Annotated in this window: 16 protein-coding genes; 12 read left to right on the top strand and 4 right to left on the bottom strand. The window is 68.8% G+C overall.

Going from position 1 to position 21103, the window contains the following annotated elements; translation table 11 throughout:
• Positions 1-95: 95 nt before the first annotated feature.
• The 3 genes from RT282_RS02090 to RT282_RS02080 all read left to right on the top strand — a co-directional run bounded on the left by RT282_RS02090 (position 96) and on the right by RT282_RS02080 (position 3461).
• A complete protein-coding gene (locus tag RT282_RS02090) occupies positions 96-1331 on the top strand; it encodes an HD-GYP domain-containing protein (RefSeq protein WP_313312581.1) in 1236 nt (411 codons plus the stop codon).
• Positions 1332-1408: 77 nt separating this feature from the next.
• Positions 1409-2518, top strand: coding sequence for a tRNA preQ1(34) S-adenosylmethionine ribosyltransferase-isomerase QueA (gene queA, locus RT282_RS02085; protein ID WP_313311497.1), 1110 nt, complete (start codon positions 1409-1411; stop codon positions 2516-2518).
• A gap of 61 nt (positions 2519-2579) precedes the next feature.
• Positions 2580-3461: a DMT family transporter gene (locus RT282_RS02080; protein WP_313311496.1), complete on the top strand. Its 882-nt coding sequence runs from the start codon at positions 2580-2582 to the stop codon at positions 3459-3461.
• 62 nt (positions 3462-3523) lie between these two features.
• On the opposite strand, the gene RT282_RS02075 is transcribed toward RT282_RS02080, so the two are convergent.
• The 4 genes from RT282_RS02075 to dnaA all read right to left on the bottom strand — a co-directional run bounded on the left by RT282_RS02075 (position 3524) and on the right by dnaA (position 10645).
• Positions 3524-5131, bottom strand: coding sequence for a gamma-glutamyltransferase family protein (locus RT282_RS02075; RefSeq protein WP_313311494.1), 1608 nt, complete (start codon positions 5129-5131; stop codon positions 3524-3526).
• A 33-nt stretch (positions 5132-5164) separates the two neighbouring features.
• Complete coding sequence (gene gyrB, locus RT282_RS02070) at positions 5165-7789, bottom strand: DNA topoisomerase (ATP-hydrolyzing) subunit B (protein WP_313311492.1); 2625 nt, start codon at positions 7787-7789, stop codon at positions 5165-5167.
• Between the two features lie 232 nt (positions 7790-8021).
• Positions 8022-9128, bottom strand: a complete 1107-nt coding sequence (dnaN, locus tag RT282_RS02065; RefSeq protein WP_313311490.1) for a DNA polymerase III subunit beta — start codon at positions 9126-9128, stop codon at positions 8022-8024.
• 95 nt (positions 9129-9223) lie between these two features.
• Positions 9224-10645 carry a chromosomal replication initiator protein DnaA gene (gene dnaA, locus RT282_RS02060; protein WP_312302556.1) on the bottom strand — a complete coding sequence of 474 codons (1422 nt, stop codon included), beginning with the start codon at positions 10643-10645 and terminating at the stop codon, positions 9224-9226.
• Between the two features lie 311 nt (positions 10646-10956).
• Between dnaA and rpmH the strand changes: the two genes are divergently transcribed.
• From rpmH to gsiB, 9 genes are all read left to right on the top strand, one after another.
• On the top strand, positions 10957-11091 hold the full coding sequence (gene rpmH, locus RT282_RS02055; protein WP_005798102.1) for a 50S ribosomal protein L34: 135 nt from the start codon (positions 10957-10959) through the stop codon (positions 11089-11091).
• 77 nt (positions 11092-11168) lie between these two features.
• Positions 11169-11606 (top strand): ribonuclease P protein component, encoded by a 438-nt coding sequence (locus RT282_RS02050; RefSeq protein ID WP_312302553.1) that lies wholly within the window; start codon positions 11169-11171, stop codon positions 11604-11606.
• Positions 11603-11899 carry a membrane protein insertion efficiency factor YidD gene (yidD, locus tag RT282_RS02045; protein WP_312302551.1) on the top strand — a complete coding sequence of 99 codons (297 nt, stop codon included), beginning with the start codon at positions 11603-11605 and terminating at the stop codon, positions 11897-11899. Before RT282_RS02050 ends, yidD begins: the two co-directional genes overlap by 4 nt.
• On the top strand, positions 11896-13593 hold the full coding sequence (gene yidC, locus RT282_RS02040) for a membrane protein insertase YidC (protein WP_313311489.1): 1698 nt from the start codon (positions 11896-11898) through the stop codon (positions 13591-13593). The genes yidD and yidC overlap by 4 nt, the downstream gene beginning before the upstream one ends.
• Positions 13594-13713: 120 nt before the next feature.
• A complete protein-coding gene (locus tag RT282_RS02035; RefSeq protein ID WP_313311487.1) occupies positions 13714-15300 on the top strand; it encodes an ABC transporter substrate-binding protein in 1587 nt (528 codons plus the stop codon).
• Positions 15301-15481: 181 nt separating this feature from the next.
• Complete coding sequence (locus tag RT282_RS02030; protein ID WP_313311486.1) at positions 15482-16405, top strand: MurR/RpiR family transcriptional regulator; 924 nt, start codon at positions 15482-15484, stop codon at positions 16403-16405.
• Positions 16402-17400 (top strand): isoaspartyl peptidase/L-asparaginase family protein, encoded by a 999-nt coding sequence (locus tag RT282_RS02025; RefSeq protein WP_409519430.1) that lies wholly within the window; start codon positions 16402-16404, stop codon positions 17398-17400. Before RT282_RS02030 ends, RT282_RS02025 begins: the two co-directional genes overlap by 4 nt.
• 30 nt (positions 17401-17430) lie before the next feature.
• Positions 17431-19317 carry a dipeptide ABC transporter ATP-binding protein gene (locus RT282_RS02020; protein WP_313311484.1) on the top strand — a complete coding sequence of 629 codons (1887 nt, stop codon included), beginning with the start codon at positions 17431-17433 and terminating at the stop codon, positions 19315-19317.
• 107 nt (positions 19318-19424) lie between these two features.
• The gene (gene gsiB / locus RT282_RS02015) at positions 19425-20975 is read left to right on the top strand and encodes a glutathione ABC transporter substrate-binding protein GsiB (protein ID WP_313311483.1); all 1551 of its coding nucleotides are present in this window, start codon (positions 19425-19427) and stop codon (positions 20973-20975) included.
• Positions 20976-21103 lie beyond the last annotated feature (128 nt).

The following is a 21103-nucleotide window of genomic DNA, read 5'->3' as shown; positions in this document are numbered from 1 at the left end:
ATAGCAACAGGACAATCCCGGGCGCGACGCCCCTGGGAGCGAACGCCGTTAACATGTTGACACTTTTCCCGGTAGAGCGTCCCTTCCCGTCCGTCATGCTCAAGCGCATTCCCGTCGAAGACCTGACCCTGGGCATGTACCTGCACGAATTCTGCGGCTCCTGGATGGACCATCCGTTCTGGCGCACGCGCTTCGTGCTGGACGAGCCCAAGGACCTCGAACGCATTCGCGCCACCTCAGTGCGCGAGGTGTGGATCGACATTGCGCGCGGCAAGGACGTGGCCGCCAACGCGCCGAGCCTGGGCCAACAGCAGCCCCCGGCGCCGCTGGAAGCCGCCCCCGGCGCCCCGCCGCCCGCGCGCGACCTGCAGCCCAGCCCGCTGTACCAGGAGGCCCGCCGCGCCGCGCAGATCTGCGGGCGAACCAAGCAGGCCATGGCCTCCATGTTCAGCCAGGCGCGCATGGGCCGGGCGGTCGACGTGCAGTCCGCCTCCGGCCTGGTCGAGGAGATCTCCGACTCCGTCATGCGCAACCCGGGCGCCCTGGTCAGCCTGGCGCGACTGAAAACGGCCGACGACTACACCTACATGCACTCGGTGGCCGTGTGCGCGCTGATGGTGGCGCTGGCGCGCCAGATCGGCCTGGACGAGGCGCAAACGCGCACCGCCGGCATGGCCGGCCTGCTGCACGACCTGGGCAAGGCCGCCGTGCCGCTGGAAGTGCTGAACAAGCCCGGCCGGCTGACGGACGCGGAGTTCGCCTTGGTGAAGAACCACCCGCGCGCCGGCTGGGAGATGCTCAAGGACAGCGCCGGCGTGGACCCCGCCGTGCTGGACGCCTGCCTGCACCACCACGAGCGCACGGACGGCACCGGCTACCCCAACCGCCTGGGCGAGGGCTCGCTGAGCACCATCGCCCGCATGGCGGCGATCTGCGACGTGTACGACGCCATCACCTCCGACCGCCCCTACAAGCGCGGCTGGGACCCGGCCGAGGCCATCCGCCGCATGGCCGAGTGGACGCGCGGCCACCTGGATGCGCGGCTGTTCCAGGCCTTCGTCAAAAGCATCGGCATCTACCCCGTAGGATCGCTGGTGCGCCTGGACTCGGGCCGCCTGGGCGTGGTGATGGAGCAAAACGCCGCCACCCTGGTGGCCCCGCGCGTGAAGGTGTTCTTCTCGACCCGCTCCGACCTGCGCATCCCGCCCGAGGTCATCGACCTGGCCGCGCCCGGCTGTAGTGACAAGATCGCCGCGCGCGAAGATCCGCAGCGCTGGAGCTTTCCCGACCTGAACGTGCTGTGGAGCGGCCTGGAGGGCCAGCCCTGGTAGGGCCGCCCTTCCCACCTTTTCAACCTTCTTCTTTTTTATTCGTCTTGGAACGGGCCCGTCCGGCCCTCAGGAACCCCATGCCCCACACCCCCACTCGCGCCTTCCACCTCAGCGACTTTGATTTCGAACTGCCCGAGGCGCTCATCGCCCAGCACCCCACGCCCGAGCGCAGCGCCTCGCGCCTGCTGGACGGGCGCTCCGCCCCGCCCACCGACCGCATCTTCCGCGAGCTGCCGCAGCTGCTGCAGCCGGGCGACCTGCTGGTCTTCAACGACACCCGCGTGCTGCGCGCGCGCATCTTCGGCGAGAAGGCCAGCGGCGGCCGGCTGGAGCTGCTGATCGAGCGCGTGCTGCAGGGCAACGAGGTGGTGGCCCACATGAAGGTCAGCAAGAAGCCCCGCCCCGGGGCCACGCTGCACATGGCCGGCGGCAGCACCGGCGGCGGCTTCGACGCCACGCTGCTGTCGCGCTGGCCGGATGCCGACGGCCCGCTGTTTCGCCTGGCCCTGCACGCGCCCGACGGCGCCTCGCCCTGGGAGCTGATGCAGCGCCACGGCCACCTGCCGCTGCCGCCCTACATCGAGCGCCAGCAAAGCGGCGGCAGCGACCCCGACGCCGCCGAGGACGCCGAGCGCTACCAGACCGTCTTCGCCGCCCGCCCCGGCGCCGTGGCCGCGCCCACGGCGGCGCTGCACTTCGACGAGGGCGTGCTGGCCGCGCTGGCCGAGCGCGGCGTGGAGCGCGCCAGCGTCACGCTGCACGTGGGCGCCGGCACTTTCCAGCCCGTCAAGACCGAGAACCTGGACGAGCACCGCATGCACAGCGAGTGGTACGACATCCCGCTGGCCACCCTGGCCGCCCTGGAGCGCTGCCGCGCGCGCGGTGGCCGCGTGGTGGCCGTGGGCACGACCACCGTGCGCACACTCGAATCGTGGGCGCGCACCGGCCAGGCCACGGGCGACACCAGCATCTTCATCACCCCGGGCTTCGCCTTCCAAGTGGTGCAGCTGCTCGTCACCAACTTCCACCTGCCCAAGAGCACCTTGATGATGCTGGTCAGCGCCTTTGCCGGCTACGAGCACGTGATGGCGCTGTACCGCCACGCCATCGCCGAGCGCTACCGCTTCTTCAGCTATGGCGACTCCATGCTGCTGGAGCGCACGCCCGATGCGCCCGCCCGGGCCTGAGCGGCGGCGCCGCGCCGCCCGCGTGCCGCCCGGCCCTGCCGCCCCTATGCCCCGCTGAGCCATGGCCCCTTCCGCGAGCCGCCGCAGCGCGGCCCTGGCCGGCATCGCGCTCACCGTGGGCGCGTGCGCCTGCTTTGCGCTGCTGGACACGGCCACCAAGCTGGTAAGCGCGACGCTGCCGCTGTTCATGGCGCTGTGGCTGCGCTACCTGGTCCAGTCGCTGCTGACCTCCGCCTGGGTGCTGCCGCGCACCGGCTGGCGCTGGCCGCGCACGGCGCACCTGCGCTTTCAGGCGCTGCGCGCCGTGCTGTTCGCGGGCACCAGCCTGTTCGGCTTCTTCAGCATTCGCGCCATGCCGCTGGCCGAGTTCACGGCCATCATCGCGGCCACGCCGCTGTGCGTGACGCTGGTGGCCGCGCTGTGGTTGCGCCAGCCGGTGAGCGCGCTGCGCTGCGCCCTGGTGGCCACCGGGCTGGCCAGCGTCCTGCTCATCCTGCGCCCCGGTGGCAGCAGCCTGGGCTGGGCCACCGTGCTGCCGCTGTGCATGCTGGCCATGGGCACGGGCTACCAGATCCTGAGCAGCCTGATGGCCGGGCGCGAGGAGCCGGCCCACACCCAGTTCTATACCGGCTGGATCGCCACGGCGCTGATGTCGCTGGGCGCGCCCTTCGTGTGGACGCGGGTCGACAACCCCTGGGTCTGGGCCGGCGCCTTCGTCATGGGCCTGTCCAGCGCGCTGGGCCACTTCATGCTGCTGCGCGCCTATGCGCACACCACGCCGGCCACCATCGCGCCGTTTCTGTACACGCAGATCGCCTTTGCCATGCTGGCCGGCTGGGCCGTCTACGGCCAGCTGCCGGACGGCTGGTCGCTGGCCGGCATGGGCCTGATCGCCGCCAGCGGCGCCGCCAGCGCCTGGCTGACGATGCGCGAGACGCGCTGAAGTTTGCTATTGAAAAATGAGCTTCCAGCGCTTACCCAGCAAGCGCTGGAGGCCGATTTGGCTTAAAACGCCACGGCGCAGCCATCCTTGCGCGGATCGGAGCCGGCCACGTAAGCCCCGCCCTGGCGCAGCACCAGTTGCGCGCCGCCGAAGGCGAACACGCCGCTGCCCGGCTCCACCGTGACATCGTGGCCCAGCGCACGCAGCCGGCGCACCACGTCCGCGTCGAACGACGGCTCCACCGCCACGCCGCGCCCGCCCGTCACGCGCCAGCGCTGGGCGTCGGCCGCCGCCTGCGGGTTCTGCCCATAGCGCAACACGCGCAGCGCCATCTGCACGTGGCCCTGCGACTGCATGGGTCCGCCCATGACGCCGAAGGCCATTTGCGGCGTGCCGTCGGCATGCATGGCGAAGGCCGGCAGGATGGTGTGCGACGGCCGCTTGCGCGGCCCGACTTCGTTGGCGTGCCCCGGCACGGCGCTGAAGCTGTGGCCGCGGTTGTGCAGGCTGATGCCCGTGCCCGGCACCACCACGCCCGAGCCGAAGCCCATGTAGTTGGACTGGATGAAGGACACCATCATCCCGCCCGCGTCGCCCGCCGCCAGGTACACCGTGCCGCCCGGGCGCGGCGCACCGCAGGCCGGGTCGCCGGCGCGCAGCGGGTCGATCAGCGCCGCGCGTGCGCGCAGGTAGTCGGGGCGCAGCAGATCGGCCGGCGCCACGCGTGCGTGCGCGGGGTCGGCGTTGTATTCGTCCAGGTCGGCCAGCGCCAGCTTCATGGCCTCGATGCTGGCGTGCACCGTGCGCGCGTCGTCCAGCGGGTGTCCGCCCACGCCGTGCGTGTCCAGCATGCCCAGCGCCGCCAGCGCGGCAATGCCCTGGCCGTTGGGCGGAATCTCATGGATGACCGAATCGCCGAAGCGCTGGGCCAGCGTGCCCACCCAGTAGGCGCGGTGCTCGTCTAGGTCCTGCAGCGACAGCGCGCCGCCGTGGGCCTGCGCATGCTGCACCAGCGCCCGGGCCAGCGCGCCGCGGTAGAAGGCCTCGCCCTCGGTTTGCACGATCAGCTCCAGCGTGCGCGCCAGCGCCTCGTTGCGGAAGATCTCCCCGGCGCGCGGCGCCCTGCCGCCGGGCAGGAAGCATTCGGCAAAGCCCGGCTGGTCACCCAGCCGCGCCGCGCCCAGCGCCCACAGCTGCGCCACCACCGGCGAGACGGGAAAGCCCTGGCGCGCATAGCCGATCGCCGGCTGCGCGATGCGCGCCAGCGGCAGCGAGCCGAAGCGCCGCCACAGCGCCATCCAGCCCGAAACCACGCCCGGCACGGTGGCCGCGTTCCAGCCCCGCTCGGGAATGCCGCCCAGGGCCGCGAAGTACTGCGGCGACCAGGCCGCCGGCGAGCGGCCCGAGGCATTCAGGCCGTGCAGCTCGCGCCCGTCCCAGACGATGGCGAAGGCATCACCACCCAGGCCGCAGCCCGTGGGCTCGACCACCGTGAGCGCCATGGCCCCGGCCAGCGCCGCATCCACCGCGTTGCCGCCGTCCAGCAGCATGCGCAGCCCCGCCTGCGCCGCCAGCGGCTGCGAGGTGGCAACCACGTTGCGCCCCAGCACGGGGCTGCGGCCGGAGGCGTGGGGATGGCTCCAGTCGAGGGTGGGGGCGTCGCCAGTCATGGCCGAAAGATATCGCGGGCGACGCGGCGGTGCTTACACGTCGATGTTGCCCGCCCTGAGCGCATTGGTCTCGATGAAGTCGCGCCGCGGCTCCACGTCGTCGCCCATGAGCATGGTGAACACGCGATCGGCCTCGATGGCGTCGTCGATCTGCACGCGCAGCAGGCGGCGCACTTCCGGGTCCATGGTGGTTTCCCACAGCTGCTCGGGGTTCATCTCGCCCAGGCCCTTGTAGCGCTGGCGCGCGGTGGTGCGCTCGGCCTCGCGGATCAGCCACTGCATGGCCTGGCGGAAGTCGGCGACCTTCTCCTCGCGCTGGCGCTCGCCCTCGCCGCGGGTGACGCGGGCGCCCTCGGCCATCAGGCCGTGGAAGCTGGTGGCGGCCTCGGCGAGCGCGGCGTAGTCGGCGCCGGCCACGAAGTCCTGCGTGATGACGGTGCTCTTGACGTTGCCGTGGTGGTGGCGGCTGATGCGCAGGATGGGCTTGTCGGTGCGCGCGTCGAACTCGCCCGCCACCTCGGCGGGCACGCCGTTGACGTTCAGCTCGCGCAGCTTGGCCTGCAGGCGCACGGCGCTGGCCTCGGCCTGCGGCACGTCGTCCAGGTTGATGGCCACGCCATCGGCGATGGCGCGCAGCGCCTCCAGGTCCATGAAGGCGGACAGGCGCTCGATGACGGCCTCGGCGCGCTGGTGGCTGCGGGCCAGCTCGGCCAGTTCGTCGCCGGTGATGGTGCGCCCGGCCTCGCCGCCGGTGAAGACGGCCGCGTCCTTCAGGGCCACGCGCAGCAGGAAGGAGTCCAGCGCGGCGGCGTCCTTGAGGTACAGCTCTTCCTTGCCGTTCTTCACTTTGTACAGCGGCGGCTGGGCGATGTAGATGTGGCCGCGCTCGACCAGCTCGGGCATCTGGCGGTAGAAGAAGGTCAGCAGCAGCGTGCGGATGTGGGCGCCGTCCACGTCGGCGTCGGTCATGATAATGATGCGGTGGTAGCGCAGCTTGGCGACGTCGAAGTCGTCCGCGCCGCTCTTGCCCTTGCCGCTGAAATCGTCTTCGCTGGTCTTGCCGATGCCAGTGCCCAAAGCGGTGATCAGGGTGATGATTTCGTTGCTGGACAAGAGCTTTTCATAGCGCGCCTTCTCCACGTTCAGAATCTTGCCGCGCAGCGGCAGGATGGCCTGGAACTTGCGGTCGCGCCCCTGCTTGGCAGAGCCGCCGGCGGAGTCGCCCTCGACGATGTAGATCTCGCACAGCGCCGGGTCTTTCTCCTGGCAGTCGGCCAGCTTGCCGGGCAGGCCCATGCCGTCCAGCACCCCCTTCCTGCGCGTCATCTCGCGCGCCTTGCGCGCGGCCTCGCGGGCGCGCGCGGCCTCGACGATCTTGCCGCACAGGATTTTTGCGTCCTGGGGCTTTTCCTCCAGGTATTCGCTCAGGGTGCGGGCGACGATGTCCTCCACCGGCGCGCGCACTTCGCTGGACACCAGCTTGTCCTTGGTCTGGCTGCTGAACTTGGGCTCGGGCACCTTCACGCTCAGCACGGCGCACAGGCCTTCGCGCATGTCGTCGCCGGTCACCTCGACCTTGGCCTTCTTGGCCAGTTCGTTTTGCTCGATGTACTTGCCGATCACCCGCGTCATGGCCGCGCGCAGCCCAGTCAGGTGGGTGCCGCCGTCACGCTGCGGGATGTTGTTGGTGAAGCACAGCACCTGCTCGTTGTAGCCGTCGTTCCACTGCATGGCGACCTCGACGCCGATCTCGGTGCCGGGGATGCCGCCGTAGCTCTCGGCCGGGCGGCTGCCCGTGGCGTGGAAGGGCGTGGGGTGCAGCACCTTCTTGGTGCCGTTGATGAACTCCACGAAGCCCTTGACGCCGCCGGCGCCGGAGAAATCGTCTTCCTTGCCGGTGCGCTCGTCCACCAGGCGGATGCGCACGCCGTTGTTCAGAAAGGACAGCTCGCGCAGGCGCTTGGCCAGAATCTCGTAGTGGAAATCGCTGTTTTCCTTGAAGATGTCCGTGTCGGGCAGAAAGCGCACCTCGGTGCCGCGCTTTTCCGTCGGGCCGGCAATCTTCATGGGCGAGACTTCCGCGCCGTCGACGATCTCGATGATGCGGTTTTGCACCACCCCGCGCGAGAAGTCGAGCTGGTGCGTGACGCCCTCGCGGCGCACCGTCAGGCGCAGCGTCTTGCTCAAGGCGTTCACGCAGGACACACCCACGCCGTGCAGGCCGCCCGATACCTTGTAGCTGTTTTGGTTGAACTTGCCGCCGGCGTGCAGCTCGGTCAGGGCGATCTCGGCGGCCGAGCGCTTGGGCTCGTGCTTGTCGTCCATCTTCACGCCAGTGGGAATGCCGCGGCCGTTGTCCACCACGCTGATCGAGTTGTCCGAGTGGATGGTGACCAGGATGTCGTCGCAGTAGCCGGCCAGCGCCTCGTCGATGGAGTTGTCCACCACCTCGAAGACCAGGTGGTGCAGGCCGGTGCCGTCGCTGGTGTCGCCGATGTACATGCCGGGGCGCTTGCGCACGGCCTCCAGGCCCTCCAGGATCTGGATGGCGCCTTCGCCATAGCCCTCGCCGGCGGGGGCGGCAACGGCGGCCGGCAGCGTCTCGTCGCTGCCCACGATGGGCTCGTCAGGGGCCTGGTGCGTTTGCTCTGCGGTCATGAATATCTAGCCAAAAAGGCCGCCAGCGCTTGCCCAGCAAGCGCCAGCAGCTATCAAAAAAGTAGCGAAGAACAACGATGTCCCGCCTTACCCATCGCGCCAGCCACGGGCGCACGCCACGCCAGCAGCCGCCGCGCAAGGGCCGCCCCGCAGCGCTGGCGGCGTCCCCCTTCCCGCAAAGCGCAGCTTTGCGAGAGAAGGGGGAAGGAGCGCAGCGACATAGGGGGTTGTGTCAAATGCGCATCGGCATGACGACGTACTTGAAGCTGTCGTTGCCGGGAATGCTCATCAGCACCGAGCTGTTGCCGTCGGCCAGCTGCAGGCCCACCATGTCCTGGCCCATGTTGGCCAGGGCGTCGATCAGGTAGGTGACGTTGAAGCCGATCTCGATCGGGTCGGCGCCGTAGTCGATGTCCAGCTCGTCCACGGCTTCTTCCTGCTCGGCGTTGCTGCTGGTCACGCGCAGCGAGCCCGGCTCGAAGTTCAGGCGCACGCCCTTGAACTTGTCGCTGGTCATGATGGCCGTGCGCTGCAGGCTGGCCAGCAGCGGCGCGCGGCCCAGGGTGATGTTGTGCGGGTGGTTGCGCGGGATGACGCGGTTGTAGTCGGGGAACTTGCCCTCGACCAGCTTGGTGACGAACTCCATGCCGCCGAAGCTGAACTTGGCCTGGTTGTTGGCGAACTGCATCTCGATGGCGCCGTCGGCGTCCGACAGCAGGCGCTGCAGCTCCAGCACCGTCTTGCGCGGCAGGATGACCTCCTGCTTGGGCACCTCGACCTCCAGCTGGCTGCTGGCAAAAGCCAGGCGGTGGCCGTCGGTGGCCACCAGCGAAAGCGTGTTGCCCTCGGCCACGAAGAGGATGCCGTTCAGGTAGTAGCGAATGTCCTGCACCGCCATGGCGAACGAGACCTGTTGCATCAGGCCCTTGAGCACCTTCTGCGGCACGCTGAAGGCCGGCCCGAAGGCCGCGGCCTCCTGCACCAGCGGGAAGTCCTCGGCCGGCAGGGTCTGCAGCGTGAAGCGGCTCTTGCCGCCCTTGAGGATCAGCTTGTTCTGGCTGGTCTCCAGACTCACGGTCTGGTCCGAGGGCATGGTCTTCAGGATGTCGATGAGCTTGCGGGCGCCCACGGTGGTGGTGAAGTCCCCGGCGTCGCCGCCCAGCTCGGCCGTGGTGCGGATCTGGATCTCCAGGTCGCTGGTGGTGAGCTGCAGCGCGTTGCCGGTCTTGCGGATCAGCACGTTGGCCAGGATGGGCAGCGTGTGGCGGCGCTCGACGATGCCGGACACCGCTTGCAAAACGGTCAGGACCTCGTTTTGGGGAGCCTTCAGGACATTCATGTCATTCAACCTTGGAATGGTGTGGAGTGGTGCGCGAAGCCGGCTGGGTCGGGCGCCGGGCAACACGGCATTTTGCCCTTGAACGGTGGCGGTTCTCAGCCCTTGAGCGTCTGCTCCAGAACGTGCAGCTGCTGGTTGAGTTCGGTCAGCTGCTGGCGCTCGGCGCCAATCTTGCGCACCGCGTGCAGCACCGTCGTGTGGTCGCGCCCGCCGAAGAGCTCGCCGATCTCGGGCAGGCTCTTTTGCGTCAGCTCCTTGGCCAGGTACATGGCGATCTGGCGCGGGCGGGCAATGCTGGCCGGGCGCTTCTTGCTGTACATGTCGGCGACCTTGATCTTGTAGTAGTCGGCCACCGTCTTCTGGATGTTCTCCACGCTGATCTGCCGGTTCTGAATGGACAACAGGTCGCGCAGGGCTTCTCGGGCAAGCTGGATCGACACTTCCTTTTGGTTGAAGCGCGAGTACGCCAGGATCTTGCGCAGCGCGCCTTCGAGCTCGCGCACGTTGGAGCGCACGTTCTTGGCGACGAAGAAAGCCACTTCCTCGGGCATCTCCGAGCCCTCGCTGCGCGCCTTGTTGATCAGGATGGCCACGCGCATCTCGAGCTCGGGCGGCTCGATGGCCACCGTCAGGCCGGAGTCGAAGCGCGAGACCAGCCGCTCGTGGATGTTGGCCAAGCCCTTGGGATAGGTGTCCGACGTCATCACGATGTGGCTCTTCTTGGCCAGCAGCGCCTCGAAGGCGTTGAAAAATTCCTCCTGCGTGCGGTCCTTGTTGGCGAAGAACTGCACGTCATCGATGAGCAGCAGGTCCAGCGAGTGGTAGCGCGCCTTGAAATCGTCGAAGGTGCGCCGCTGGTACGACTTGACCACATCCGAGACGAACTGCTCGGCGTGGATGTAGAGAACTTTGGCGCCCTCGCGATCCTGCAACAGGCGGTTGCCCACGGCATGCACCAGGTGGGTCTTGCCCAGGCCCACGCCGCCGTAGATGAACAGCGGGTTGTACAGGTGGCCAGGCGAGCCCGCCACGTGCATGGCCGCCGAGCGCGCCATGCGGTTCGCCGTGCCCTCCACCAAGGTCTCGAAGGTCAGGGCCGGGTTCAGCCGGGTGCGGAAGACGCCGCCCGCACCATCGTCCCCGGCGGCAGCGGCCTGGGGCACATCAGAGGGTGCAGGCGCGGACGCCACTTGTGGACGAACATAAGTACGCACCACGCTTTCTCGCTGAGCGAGCGCTAACTCAATCGCCACCGGCTGACCATACAGGTCCTGCAGCAACGCGGCGATGCGACCGGCGTATTGCGCCCGGATCCAGTCCAGCTTGAAGCGGTTGGCCACCAGCAGCGTGACCTTGGAGAAGTCGGGGGCGACCTGGGCGACGAGGGGCTTGATCCAGGTGTTGAACTGCTGCTCGGGCAGTTCCTGGCCGAGCAGTTCGGCGCAGGCCTGCCACAGGCCCTGACCGGCGCTGGTGCCGTCGAAATCGTGGTCGGAAGGCTGGAGTTCCTCGGTCATCGAAAGTGTTTGTAGTTGTGGATAGGAGGAACGTCGAAAGCCTCAAATTCTACCTTGTCAATAAGTTATCCACAATCTCGGAGGCCGCCCGGAAAGGCACCGCGCCGCCGCCGGGCATTGTCAGGCCGGCGCGCGCCTGCAATAATCGCGGGTTTCCCTGAAATGCGTTCAGGGTAGCCTTACACCTGGGCGGCCGGTTTTTCGCTTTCCTTTTGCTGGGACAGCGGCAGACCGGGCCCGGTCCGGCGCAGCCTCAGCTCCTAGCGGGCAGCGGCGCCACCCGTCACTGAATCCCTCAAGGAACCGAGAACATGAAACGTACTTACCAGCCCTCCAAGACGCGCCGCGCCCGTACCCACGGCTTCCTCGTGCGCATGAAGACGCGCGGCGGCCGCGCCGTCATCAACGCTCGCCGCGCCAAGGGCCGCAAGCGCCTGGCCGTCTGAGGCCGGCGCTTCATCCCTTTGCGCCGGCTGCCGCGGCGCGCGTGCCTCGCGGGCCCGCGCGGCGTGGCGCCCACGCCATGCACCGGCTGAAGACCCGCCCCCAGTTCCAGGCAACGATGGCGGGAGGCACCGTGTCCCGCACGGCGCACTTCGCGCTGCACCGGCTGGCGCTGCACACACCGGCAGCATCGACAGGGCCCGACTGCTCGCACACCGCGCAGCAGCCGCAGGCCCTGTTCGCGTTGCCGGCGGGCATGCCTGCCGGACCCTGGCTGGGCGCCATGGCACCCAAGCGCTGGGCGCGCCGCGCGGTCACGCGCAACGCCATCAAGCGCCAGATCTACGCCGTGGCCGGCGAGCACGAGGCTCGCCTGCCGCATGCCGCCCACGTGGTGCGGCTGCGCGCCGCCTTCGACCGCAAGCAGTTCGTGAGCGCCTCCTCCGACGCGCTCAAGGCCGCCGTGCGCGCCGAGTTGCAGCAGCTGTTTGCCCGGGCGGCCAGGGGCGCGTCGTGATGCGCCGCCTGCTCATGGCCCTGGTGCGCGGCTACCGACTGCTGCTCAGCCCCTGGCTGGGCTCGGCCTGCCGCTTTGAGCCCACCTGCTCGGTCTACGCCCTGGGGGCGCTGGAGCGCCACGGCGCGGCGACCGGCAGCTGGCTCACGCTGCGCCGCCTGGCCCGCTGCCACCCCTGGTGCGCGGGCGGCCATGATCCCGTGCCGCAGGAGCTGCCGCGCAGCCTGCGGCTGTTTTCGCGCCTGCTGCCCCCGCCGGCCCCTTCTTCCTCATCGTCCAACAAGACTTCATGAACGACATCCGCCGCACCATCCTGTGGGTGATCTTTGGCTTTTCCATGGTGTTGCTGTGGGACAAGTGGCAGATCCACAACGGCAACAAGGCCACCTTCTTCCCCACGCCGCCGGCGCAGACCAGCGCGGCGCCGTCCAGCGCCAGCCCTGCCTCGCAGCCGGCCGACGTGCCGGTGGCCAGTGCCAGCATCAGCGGTGCCACGGCCCAGCCGCCGGTGGGCGCGGGCACCGCGCCGGCCGCCCCCGCGCCGCGCGAGCGCGTGACCATCACTACCGACGTGCTGCGCCTGTCGTTCGACAGCGAGGGCGGCTCGCTGGTGCATGGCGAGCTGCTGCAGTACCCCGACATGCAGGACAAGGCCCAGCCTTTCGTGCTGCTGGACGAGAGCGCCAGCCGCGTCTACGTGGCGCAGACCGGCCTGATCGGCGGCGCCTACCCCACGCACAAGACGCCCATGACCGTGGCACCCGGCCCGCGCACGCTGCAGGAGGGCCAGGACACGCTGCAGGTGCGCTTCGAGTCGCCTGACTTGGGCGGAGTGAAGCTGGTCAAGACCTGGACCGTCAAGCGCGGCTCCTACGACATCGCCGTGCGCCACGAGGCCGTGAACACCGGCACCGCGCCCGTGTCGCCGCAGCTGTACCTGCAGCTGGTGCGCGACGGCAACAAGCCGGGCGGCGAGTCTTCGTTCTATTCCACCTTCACCGGACCGGCCGTCTACACGGAGGCCAAGAAGTACCACAAGGTGGACTTCAAGGACATCGAGAACGGCAAGGCCGAGATCGACAAGACCTCCACCAACGGCTACGTCGCCATGGTGCAGCACTACTTCGCCACCGCCTGGCTGCTGGAAGGCGGCCTGCAGCGCGAGCTGTTCGTGCGCAAGGTGGACACCAACCTGTACTCGGTCGGCATGATCGCCCCGCTGGGCGAGATCGCCCCCGGCCAGGCCAAGAGCCTGGACGCGCAGCTGTACGCCGGCCCGCAGATCGAAAAGCAGCTGGAGACCCTGGCCCCCGGCCTGGAGCTGGTCAAGGACTACGGCTGGCTGACCATTCTGGCCAAGCCGCTGTACTGGTTGCTGGACCAGTTGCACAAGGTGCTGGGCAACTGGGGCTGGTCCATCGTGGCGCTGGTGGTGCTGCTGAAGATCGCCTTTTACTGGCTCAACGCCAAGGCCTACGCCAGCATGGCCAAGATGAAGGCCATCAACCCGCGCATCCAGGAGATGCGTGAGCGCCTGAAGGACAAACCGCAGCAGATGCAGCAGGAGATGATGCGCATCTACCGCGAGGAGAAGGTCAACCCCATGGGCGGCTGCCTGCCCATCGTGATCCAGATCCCCGTTTTCATCGCGCTGTACTGGGTGCTGCTGTCCAGCGTGGAGATGCGCAACGCGCCGTGGATCGGCTGGATCAGGGACCTGTCCTCGCCCGACCCGTTCTTCATCCTGCCGCTCCTGATGACCGCCAGCTCGCTGCTGCAGACGGCGCTGAACCCCGCGCCGCCGGACCCGATGCAAGCCAAGATGATGTGGATCATGCCGCTGGTCTTCAGTGTGATGTTCTTCTTCTTCCCGGCCGGCCTGGTGCTGTACTGGCTGACGAACAACCTGTTGTCCATCGCCCAGCAATGGATCATCAACACCCGCATGGGCGTGCCGCCGCAGTTCAACCTGCCCAAGTTCCGCTGATGCTCTGGCACGGCGGCCAACGCCGCCGCCGCAAAGCCCCTGTCGACCACGGCCGCCCTGCGCGGCCGTGGTCGTTTTGGTTACGATGCGTCACCTATCCCCATCAAGGAGACAACACCGATGACGTATCGCACCACTTTCCGCCTGGGCCTGCTGGCCGCCGCGGCCGCACTGGCCCTGGGCAGCGCCAACGCCGCCACGCTGCGCTGGGCCGGCGCCAATGACATCCTGACCGCCGACCCCCACGCCCAGAACCACCAGACCACGCACGCCTTCCTGCAGCAGGTCTACGAAAGCCTGGTGCGCTACGACGAGAAATTCCAGGTGGAGCCGGCGCTGGCCACCAAGTGGGAGCAGGTCAGCCCCACGCAGGTGCGCTTCACCCTGCGCCAGGGCGTGAAATTCCACGACGGCTCGCCCTTCACGGCCGACGACGTGGTGTTCTCGCTGACCCGTGCCATGACGCCGCCGTCCAACATGATGAGCGCCGTGCAAAGCATCAAGGAGGTCAAGAAGGTCGACGACCACACCGTGGACGTGATGCTCAAGGGCCCCAACCCCATCTTGCTGCGCGAGCTGACCGAGGCCCGCATCCTGAACAAGGCCTGGGCGGAAAAGCACAACTCCACCAAGTCGCAGGACTACAGCGCCAAGGAAGAGAACTACGCCTCGCGCAACGCCAACGGCACCGGCCCCTTCCAGCTGGTGAGCTGGCAGCCGGACGTGAAGGTCACGCTGAAGAAGAACGCCGACTGGTGGGACAAGCCCCGCGGCAACATCGACGAGGTGGTGTTCACGCCCATCAAGTCGGCTGCCACGCGCACCGCGGCGCTGATCTCCGGCCAGGTCGACTTCGTGGTCGACCCACCGCCACAGGACCTGGCCCGCATGAAGGGCGACAGCAACCTCAAGCTGATCGAAGGCGCCGAGAACCGCACCATCTACATCGGCCTAGACCAGTTCCGCGACGAGCTGCCGGGCGCCGGCACGCCGGGCAAGAACCCGCTCAAGGACAAGCGCGTGCGCCAGGCCATGTACCAGGCCATCGACTCCGCCGGCCTGCACAGGAACACCATGCGCGGGCTGTCGGTCACCGCTGGCGCCATGGTCGCGCCCATGGTGCACGGCTGGAGCAAGCAGCTCGATGAGCGCGCTGCCAAGTACGACGTGGAAGCCGCCAAGAAGCTGCTGGCCGACGCCGGCTATCCCCAAGGCTTTTCCATCAAGCTGGAGTGCCCCAACGACCGCTACGTGAACGACGAGGCCATCTGCCAGGCCGTCACGGCCATGTGGACGCGCATCGGCATCAAGACCACGCTGGCGGCCGCGCCCATGGCGCAGTTCGTCACCCGCGTGATGAACAACGACGTGAACGCCTACCTGTTCGGCTGGGGCGTGGCCACGTTCGACGCGCTGTACTCGCTGGACTCGCTCATGTCCACCAAGGAGAACAAGACCGCCGCCGGCGTCTACAACGGCGGGCGCTTTTCCGACGCCAAGCTGGACGGCATGATCCAGCAGATCAAGACCGAGATGGACATCCCCAAGCGCGATGCGCTGCTGGGCGATGCGCTCAAGCTGGTCAAGGACGAGTACTACTACATCCCCCTGCACCACCAGATCCGCCCCTGGGCCATGCGCAAGGGCATGGACACGGTGCACCGCGCCGACGACCGGCCGATGCCCAACTGGACCACCATCAAGTAAGCGGCCAGCCACCCGCGATCGTACCCCAAGCCCGCTGCCTCACCGGCGCGGGCTTTTGTGCGTCTGGAGCCTTTCTAAGCGTTTACCCTGACGAAAAAGTTCTCACAGGGCTTGGTTGATGAAAAAATTATTACTAATATGCAATTCTGAAAATATTTGATCATTACGGCCGCCGTCCCACATGTCCTCAGTCCCTTCGCAGGAGCCGCTCACGATCGCCACGCGCATCAGCCGGTCCAAGGCCTCGTTGACACGCGCGCACCAGCAGGTCGCCAACTACGTGCTCAAGCACCCGCTGCAGGCGGCAACCATGCCGATCGACGAGCTCGCAGCGGCGGTCGGGGTGTCCGTGGCGACGGCCAACCGCTTCGCACGTGCCATCGGTCTGGCGGGCTACCCGGTGCTGCGCGCCGAACTGGTCAAGGGCTTCGAGGCCATGCTGGCACCGGTGGAGAAGATGCGTGTGCGCCTGGAGCAGCCCGGCTCGGTGCACGACGCCTTCGTTGCCGCGCTGGAAGAAAGCCAGCGCAACATCGCGGCCACGCAGAGGGCGCTGGAGGGCGAGGCCTGCGAGGCCGCGGTCCAGGCAATCGTGCAAGCCCGGCGGATCTACGTGCTCGGCTTCGGCGCGTCGGGCTGGCTGGCCGGACTGCTCCAGCGCAGCCTGGAGGCGTACTGCGACAACGTGCACCTGATGGGGGGGGTGGGCGGCGCCTCCCAGGGAGCACGCCAGCTGCCGCGCATGGGCGCCGGCGACCTGTGCATCGCCATCGCCTTCCCGCGTTATCTGTCCGATACCGTGGTGCTGGCGCAGGCCGCGTATGAACGCGGCGTGTGCGTGCTGGCATTGACAGACGGGCCGCACTCGCCTCTGGTGCCGGCGGCGCACCACTGCCTGTACGCCCACACCGAGAGCTACCACGCTGCCAACTCCGAATCGACGGTGCTGGCGCTGATCGAGGCGCTGGTCGGCGCCGTGGCGCTGCGCGCGCACGGCTCGGTCCAAGGCGCCGCGCGCATCACCGAGGCCGTCCTGCCCTGGCTGCACGGCAGCGGCCGGGCCAGCCTGCGCACGCGTGGCCAGACCCCTTCTCCTTCCGAATGAACACCATGCATTTCCCCTCCGTCGGCGCAACGCCCGTGATCGCCATCCACGGCGGCGCCGGCACGCTGCTGCGCAGCCACATCAGCCCCGAGCAGGAGCAGGCCTACCACGCGGCGCTGCAGTCCGTGCTGCGCGCCGGCCAGGAGGTGCTCGCGCGCGGCGGCGCGGCGCTGGAGGCCGTGTGCGTGGCCGTGCAGGCGCTGGAGGACTGCCCGCTGTTCAACGCCGGCCACGGCGCGGTCTTCACCGCCGACGGCACGCACGAGCTGGACGCCGCCGTGATGGACGGCGCGCGCCTGGCCGCCGGCGCCGTGGCGGGCGTCACCCGCATCCGCAACCCGGTGCTGGCCGCGCGCGCCGTGCTGCAGCACGGCCAGCACGTGCTGATGGCGGGCGAGGGCGCGGAGCAGCTGGCGTTGGCCGCGGGCCTCGCACAAGTGGCGCCCAGCTATTTCTCCACCGAGGCGCGGCGCGCGCAGCTGCGCGACGCGCAGGCCCGCGCCGCCGGTGCGGTGCTCGACCACGACGGCGCGGCGGCCCTGGCCGGTCGCCAGCAGGGCGGGCCGCTGCACGAGGGCAGCAAGATGGGCACGGTGGGCGCCGTGGCGCTGGACGCGCACGGTCACCTGGCGGCCGCCACCTCCACCGGCGGCATGACCAACAAGCGCCCCGGGCGCGTGGGCGACAGCCCGCTGATCGGCGCCGGCACCTACGCCGACGACCGCACCGCCGCCGTCTCCTGCACCGGCCACGGCGAGAGCTTCATCCGCGTGGCCGCCGCATACGACGTCTGCGCGCGCATGGCCTACGGCGGCCAGGCGCTGCAGCAGGCCTGCGACGCCGTGGTGCACGGGGCGCTGCCGGCCCTGGGCGGCACGGGCGGGCTGATCGCCGTCGACCGCCGGGGCAATGTCTGCCTGCCCTTCAACACCGAGGGCATGTACCGGGGCTTGGCGCGCGCCGGGCAGCTCCCCGAGACCTTCATCTACCGCTGACGCACCGCGCCCGCGCCCGGCCGATCCGCCATGAACACCATTTCTTCCTCCACTACCTCTTCCCTGGCCTTGCCCGAGCAGCGCGTGCTGGCCGTGCGTGACCTGACCATCCGCTTCACCAACTCCGAGCGCACCGTGGAAGCCGTGCGCGACCTGTCGTTCCACGTCGACCGCGGCGAGACGCTGGCCATCGTGGGAGAGTCCGGCTCGGGCAAGTCCGTGACCTCGCTGGCGCTGATGCGCCTGGTCGAGCACGGTGGCGGGCGCATCGTGCGCGGCTCGGCGCTCTTGCGCCGGCGCGACCGGGGTCAGGGTGGCCAGGTGTTGGACGTGGCCCAGGCGAGCCAAGCGCAGATGCGCGCCGTGCGCGGCGCCGACGTGGCCATGATCTTCCAGGAGCCGATGACGTCGCTGAACCCGGTGTTCACCGCCGGCGACCAGATCGCCGAGTCGATCCGCGTGCATCAGGGCATGGACCGCGCGGCGGCGCGCGCCGAGGCCCTGCGCATGCTGGAGCTAGTGCGCATCCCCGAGGCGAGGAACGTGCTCGACCGCTTCCCGCACCAGCTCTCGGGCGGCATGCGCCAGCGCGTGATGATCGCCATGGCGCTGTCGTGCAAGCCGCAGCTCTTGATCGCCGACGAGCCCACCACGGCGCTGGACGTGACCATCCAGGCGCAGATCCTGCAGCTCATCCGCCAGCTGCAGGACGAGATGCACATGGGCGTGGTCTTCATCACCCACGACATGGGCGTGGTGGCCGAGGTGGCCGACCGCGTGCTCGTCATGTACCGCGGCGACAAGGTGGAGGAGGGCGCGTCGGACCAGGTCTTCGCCGCGCCGCGGCACGACTACACGCGCGCGCTGCTGTCGGCGGTGCCGAAGCTGGGCGCCATGCAGGGCACCGAGCTGCCGCGCCCGTTCGAGCTGCTGCGTGTCGACGGCAGCCAGGCGCCGGTGGAGTCCACGCCCGTGGACACCCGGCCCGCCGGGGGGCAGCCCATCCTGCGGGTGAAAGATCTCGTCACCCGCTTCGACCTGCGCTCGGGCCTGCTCAACCGGGTCACGCGCCGCGTGCACGCGGTCGAGCAGGTGAGCTTCGACCTGTACCCCGGCGAGACCCTGGCGCTGGTGGGCGAGTCGGGCTGCGGCAAGTCCACCACCGGCCGCTCGCTCCTGCGCCTGGTGGAGAGCCAGAGCGGCGCCATCGAGTTCGGCGGCCGCAACATCCTCGACCTGCCCAAGAGCGAGGTGCAGGCGCTGCGCCGCAACATCCAGTTCATCTTCCAGGACCCGTTCGCCTCGCTCGACCCGCGCCTGACCGTGGGCTTCTCGATCATGGAGCCGCTGCTGGTGCACAAGATCGGCACGCCCGCCGAGGCCCAGGCCCGTGTGGACTGGCTGCTGGAAAAGGTGGGCCTGCCGCGCGAGCACGCGCAGCGCTACCCGCACGAGTTCTCGGGCGGCCAGCGCCAGCGCATCGCCATCGCCCGCGCCCTGGCGCTCAACCCCAAGGTGGTGGTGGCCGACGAATCGGTCTCGGCGCTGGACGTGTCTATCCAGGCGCAGATCGTCAACCTCATGCTCGACCTGCAGCGCGAGCTGGGCGTGGCCTTCTTGTTCATCTCGCACGACATGGCGGTGGTCGAGCGCATCAGCCACCGGGTGGCGGTGATGTACCTGGGCCGCATCGTGGAGATCGGCCCGCGCCGCGCGATCTTCGAGAACCCGCAGCACGCCTACACCCGCAAGCTGATGGCCGCCGTGCCCATCGCCGACCCGGCGCGCCGGCACTTGAAGCGCGCGCTGCTGGAGGGCGAGATCCCCAGCCCCATCCGGGCCGTGGGCGACGAGCCCGTGGTGCCGCCCATGGTGCAGGTCGGGCCCGGCCACTTCGTGGCGCCCACCGCAGCCTGAAATTCAAGAGAAAAAGGCCTCCAGCGCCCGCCAGTCAAGCGCGGGCAGCTCTCTTTTTTGAAGCAAATCCTTTCCACCGCCCATCCACCACCCACCGGAGTTCACCCATGAAGAAGACCGCGAACACCCGCCGCACGGCCCAGGCCCTGCTGGCCCTAGCCGCCTTTGCCCTCAGCGGCAGCGCGCTGGCGGCCGGCAACGCCGTGCTGGCCATCTACCAGCAGCCCGAGACGCTGGACCCGTACAACACCAACACCACCATCACCACGGCCGTCACCAAGACGTTCTACGAAGGGCTGTTCGCGTTCGACAAGGACCTGAAGATCCAGAACGTGCTGGCCGAGAGCTACGACGTGTCCAAGGACGGCCTGGTCTACACCTTCAAGCTGCGCCAGGGCGTGAAGTTCCACGACGGCACCGACTTCAACGCCGCCGCGGCCAAGGCCAACTTCGACCGCGTGATGGACCCCGCCAACCGCCTGCTGCGTGCCAACCAGTTCAACCGCGTCGCCAAGGTCGAGGCCGTGAACCCGCAGACCCTGCGCATCACGCTCAAGGAGCCCTTCGGCCCCTTCATCAACGCGCTGGCCCACGCCTCGGCCGCCATCATCTCGCCCGCCGCGCTGCAAAAGTGGGGCAGCAAGGACATCGCCTTCCACCCCGTGGGCACCGGCCCGTTCGAGTTCGTCGAGTGGAAGCAGACCGAGGCCATCGTCGGCAAGAAGTTCGCTGGCTACTGGAAGCAGGGCTATCCGAAGGTGGACCAGGTGACCTGGAAGCCCGTGACCGAGAACAACACCCGCGCCGCCATGCTGCAGACGGGCGAGGCCGACTTCGCCTTCACGCTGCCCTATGAGCAGATTGCCACGCTCAAGAAGAGCGACAAGGTGGAGGTGGTGTCCCGGCCGTCCATCATCCAGCGCTTCCTGACGTTCAACCTGCTGCAAAAGCCTTTCGACAACGTGAAGGTGCGCGAGGCTATCGGCTACGCCATCAACAAGGAGGCGCTGTCCAAGGTGGCCTTCAGCGGCCACGCCTTCCCCGCCCAGGGCTTCGTGCCGCAGGGCGTGGAGTACGCGCTGAAGATGCCGCCCGTTCCCTACAACGTGGCCAAGGCCAAGGAGCTGCTCAAGGAAGCGGGCTTCCCTAACGGCTTCGAGACCACGCTGTGGAGCGGCTACAACAACACCACCAGCCAGAAGGTGATCCAGTTCATCCAGCAGCAGCTGCAGCAGGTCGGCATCAAGGTGTCGGTGGAGGCGCTGGAGCCCGGCAAGCGTGTGGAGCTGGTCGATTCCTGGCCCGACCCGAAGACCGCCAAGGCGCGCCTGTACTACATCGGCTGGTCGTCCTCCACAGGCGAGGCCGACTGGGCACTGCGCCCGCTGTTCGCCACCGAGTCCTGGTCGCCCAAGCTGGCGAACTACGCCTTCTACAGTAACCCCGTGGTCGATGATGCCATCGCCAAGGCCCTGGTCACCACCGACAGCGGCGAACGCGCCGGCCTGTACAAGACCGTGCAGGAGCAGCTCGCCAAGGACCTGCCGCGCATCCCGCTGGTGACGGAGGATGTGCTGTATGCCCACTCCAAGCGCCTGTCGGGCGTGTACGTAATGCCCGACGGCAACATCAACAGCGACGAGATCGCGATCAAGTGAGGCACCTCCCTGCGGCGATGCGCGCCTTCCCCCCGCTCTCGCCCTGCTGCGCAGGGTGGGCAGGGGGACGCCGCCGGTGCTGCGGGGCGGCCCTTGCACGGCGGCCCTGGCCTGGGGCGCGCCGGTTT

This window comes from Pulveribacter sp. (assembly GCF_032079985.1).
GTDB lineage: Bacteria > Pseudomonadota > Gammaproteobacteria > Burkholderiales > Burkholderiaceae_C > Melaminivora.
This window is presented reverse-complemented; position numbering and strand designations above follow the sequence as displayed.

What these genes read in the sequence shown, in the direction of transcription:
- RT282_RS02090 (WP_313312581.1), top strand. Translation starts at nt 96, where the DNA reads ATGCTCAAGCGCATTCCCGTCGAAGACCTGACCCTGGGCATGTACCTG.
- queA (WP_313311497.1), top strand. Translation starts at nt 1,409, where the DNA reads ATGCCCCACACCCCCACTCGCGCCTTCCACCTCAGCGACTTTGATTTC.
- RT282_RS02080 (WP_313311496.1), top strand. Translation starts at nt 2,580, where the DNA reads ATGGCCCCTTCCGCGAGCCGCCGCAGCGCGGCCCTGGCCGGCATCGCG.
- RT282_RS02075 (WP_313311494.1), bottom strand. Translation starts at nt 5,131, where the DNA reads ATGACTGGCGACGCCCCCACCCTCGACTGGAGCCATCCCCACGCCTCC.
- gyrB (WP_313311492.1), bottom strand. Translation starts at nt 7,789, where the DNA reads ATGACCGCAGAGCAAACGCACCAGGCCCCTGACGAGCCCATCGTGGGC.
- dnaN (WP_313311490.1), bottom strand. Translation starts at nt 9,128, where the DNA reads ATGAATGTCCTGAAGGCTCCCCAAAACGAGGTCCTGACCGTTTTGCAA.
- dnaA (WP_312302556.1), bottom strand. Translation starts at nt 10,645, where the DNA reads ATGACCGAGGAACTCCAGCCTTCCGACCACGATTTCGACGGCACCAGC.
- rpmH (WP_005798102.1), top strand. Translation starts at nt 10,957, where the DNA reads ATGAAACGTACTTACCAGCCCTCCAAGACGCGCCGCGCCCGTACCCAC.
- RT282_RS02050 (WP_312302553.1), top strand. Translation starts at nt 11,169, where the DNA reads ATGCACCGGCTGAAGACCCGCCCCCAGTTCCAGGCAACGATGGCGGGA.
- yidC (WP_313311489.1), top strand. Translation starts at nt 11,896, where the DNA reads ATGAACGACATCCGCCGCACCATCCTGTGGGTGATCTTTGGCTTTTCC.
- RT282_RS02035 (WP_313311487.1), top strand. Translation starts at nt 13,714, where the DNA reads ATGACGTATCGCACCACTTTCCGCCTGGGCCTGCTGGCCGCCGCGGCC.
- RT282_RS02030 (WP_313311486.1), top strand. Translation starts at nt 15,482, where the DNA reads ATGTCCTCAGTCCCTTCGCAGGAGCCGCTCACGATCGCCACGCGCATC.
- RT282_RS02025 (WP_409519430.1), top strand. Translation starts at nt 16,402, where the DNA reads ATGAACACCATGCATTTCCCCTCCGTCGGCGCAACGCCCGTGATCGCC.
- RT282_RS02020 (WP_313311484.1), top strand. Translation starts at nt 17,431, where the DNA reads ATGAACACCATTTCTTCCTCCACTACCTCTTCCCTGGCCTTGCCCGAG.
- gsiB (WP_313311483.1), top strand. Translation starts at nt 19,425, where the DNA reads ATGAAGAAGACCGCGAACACCCGCCGCACGGCCCAGGCCCTGCTGGCC.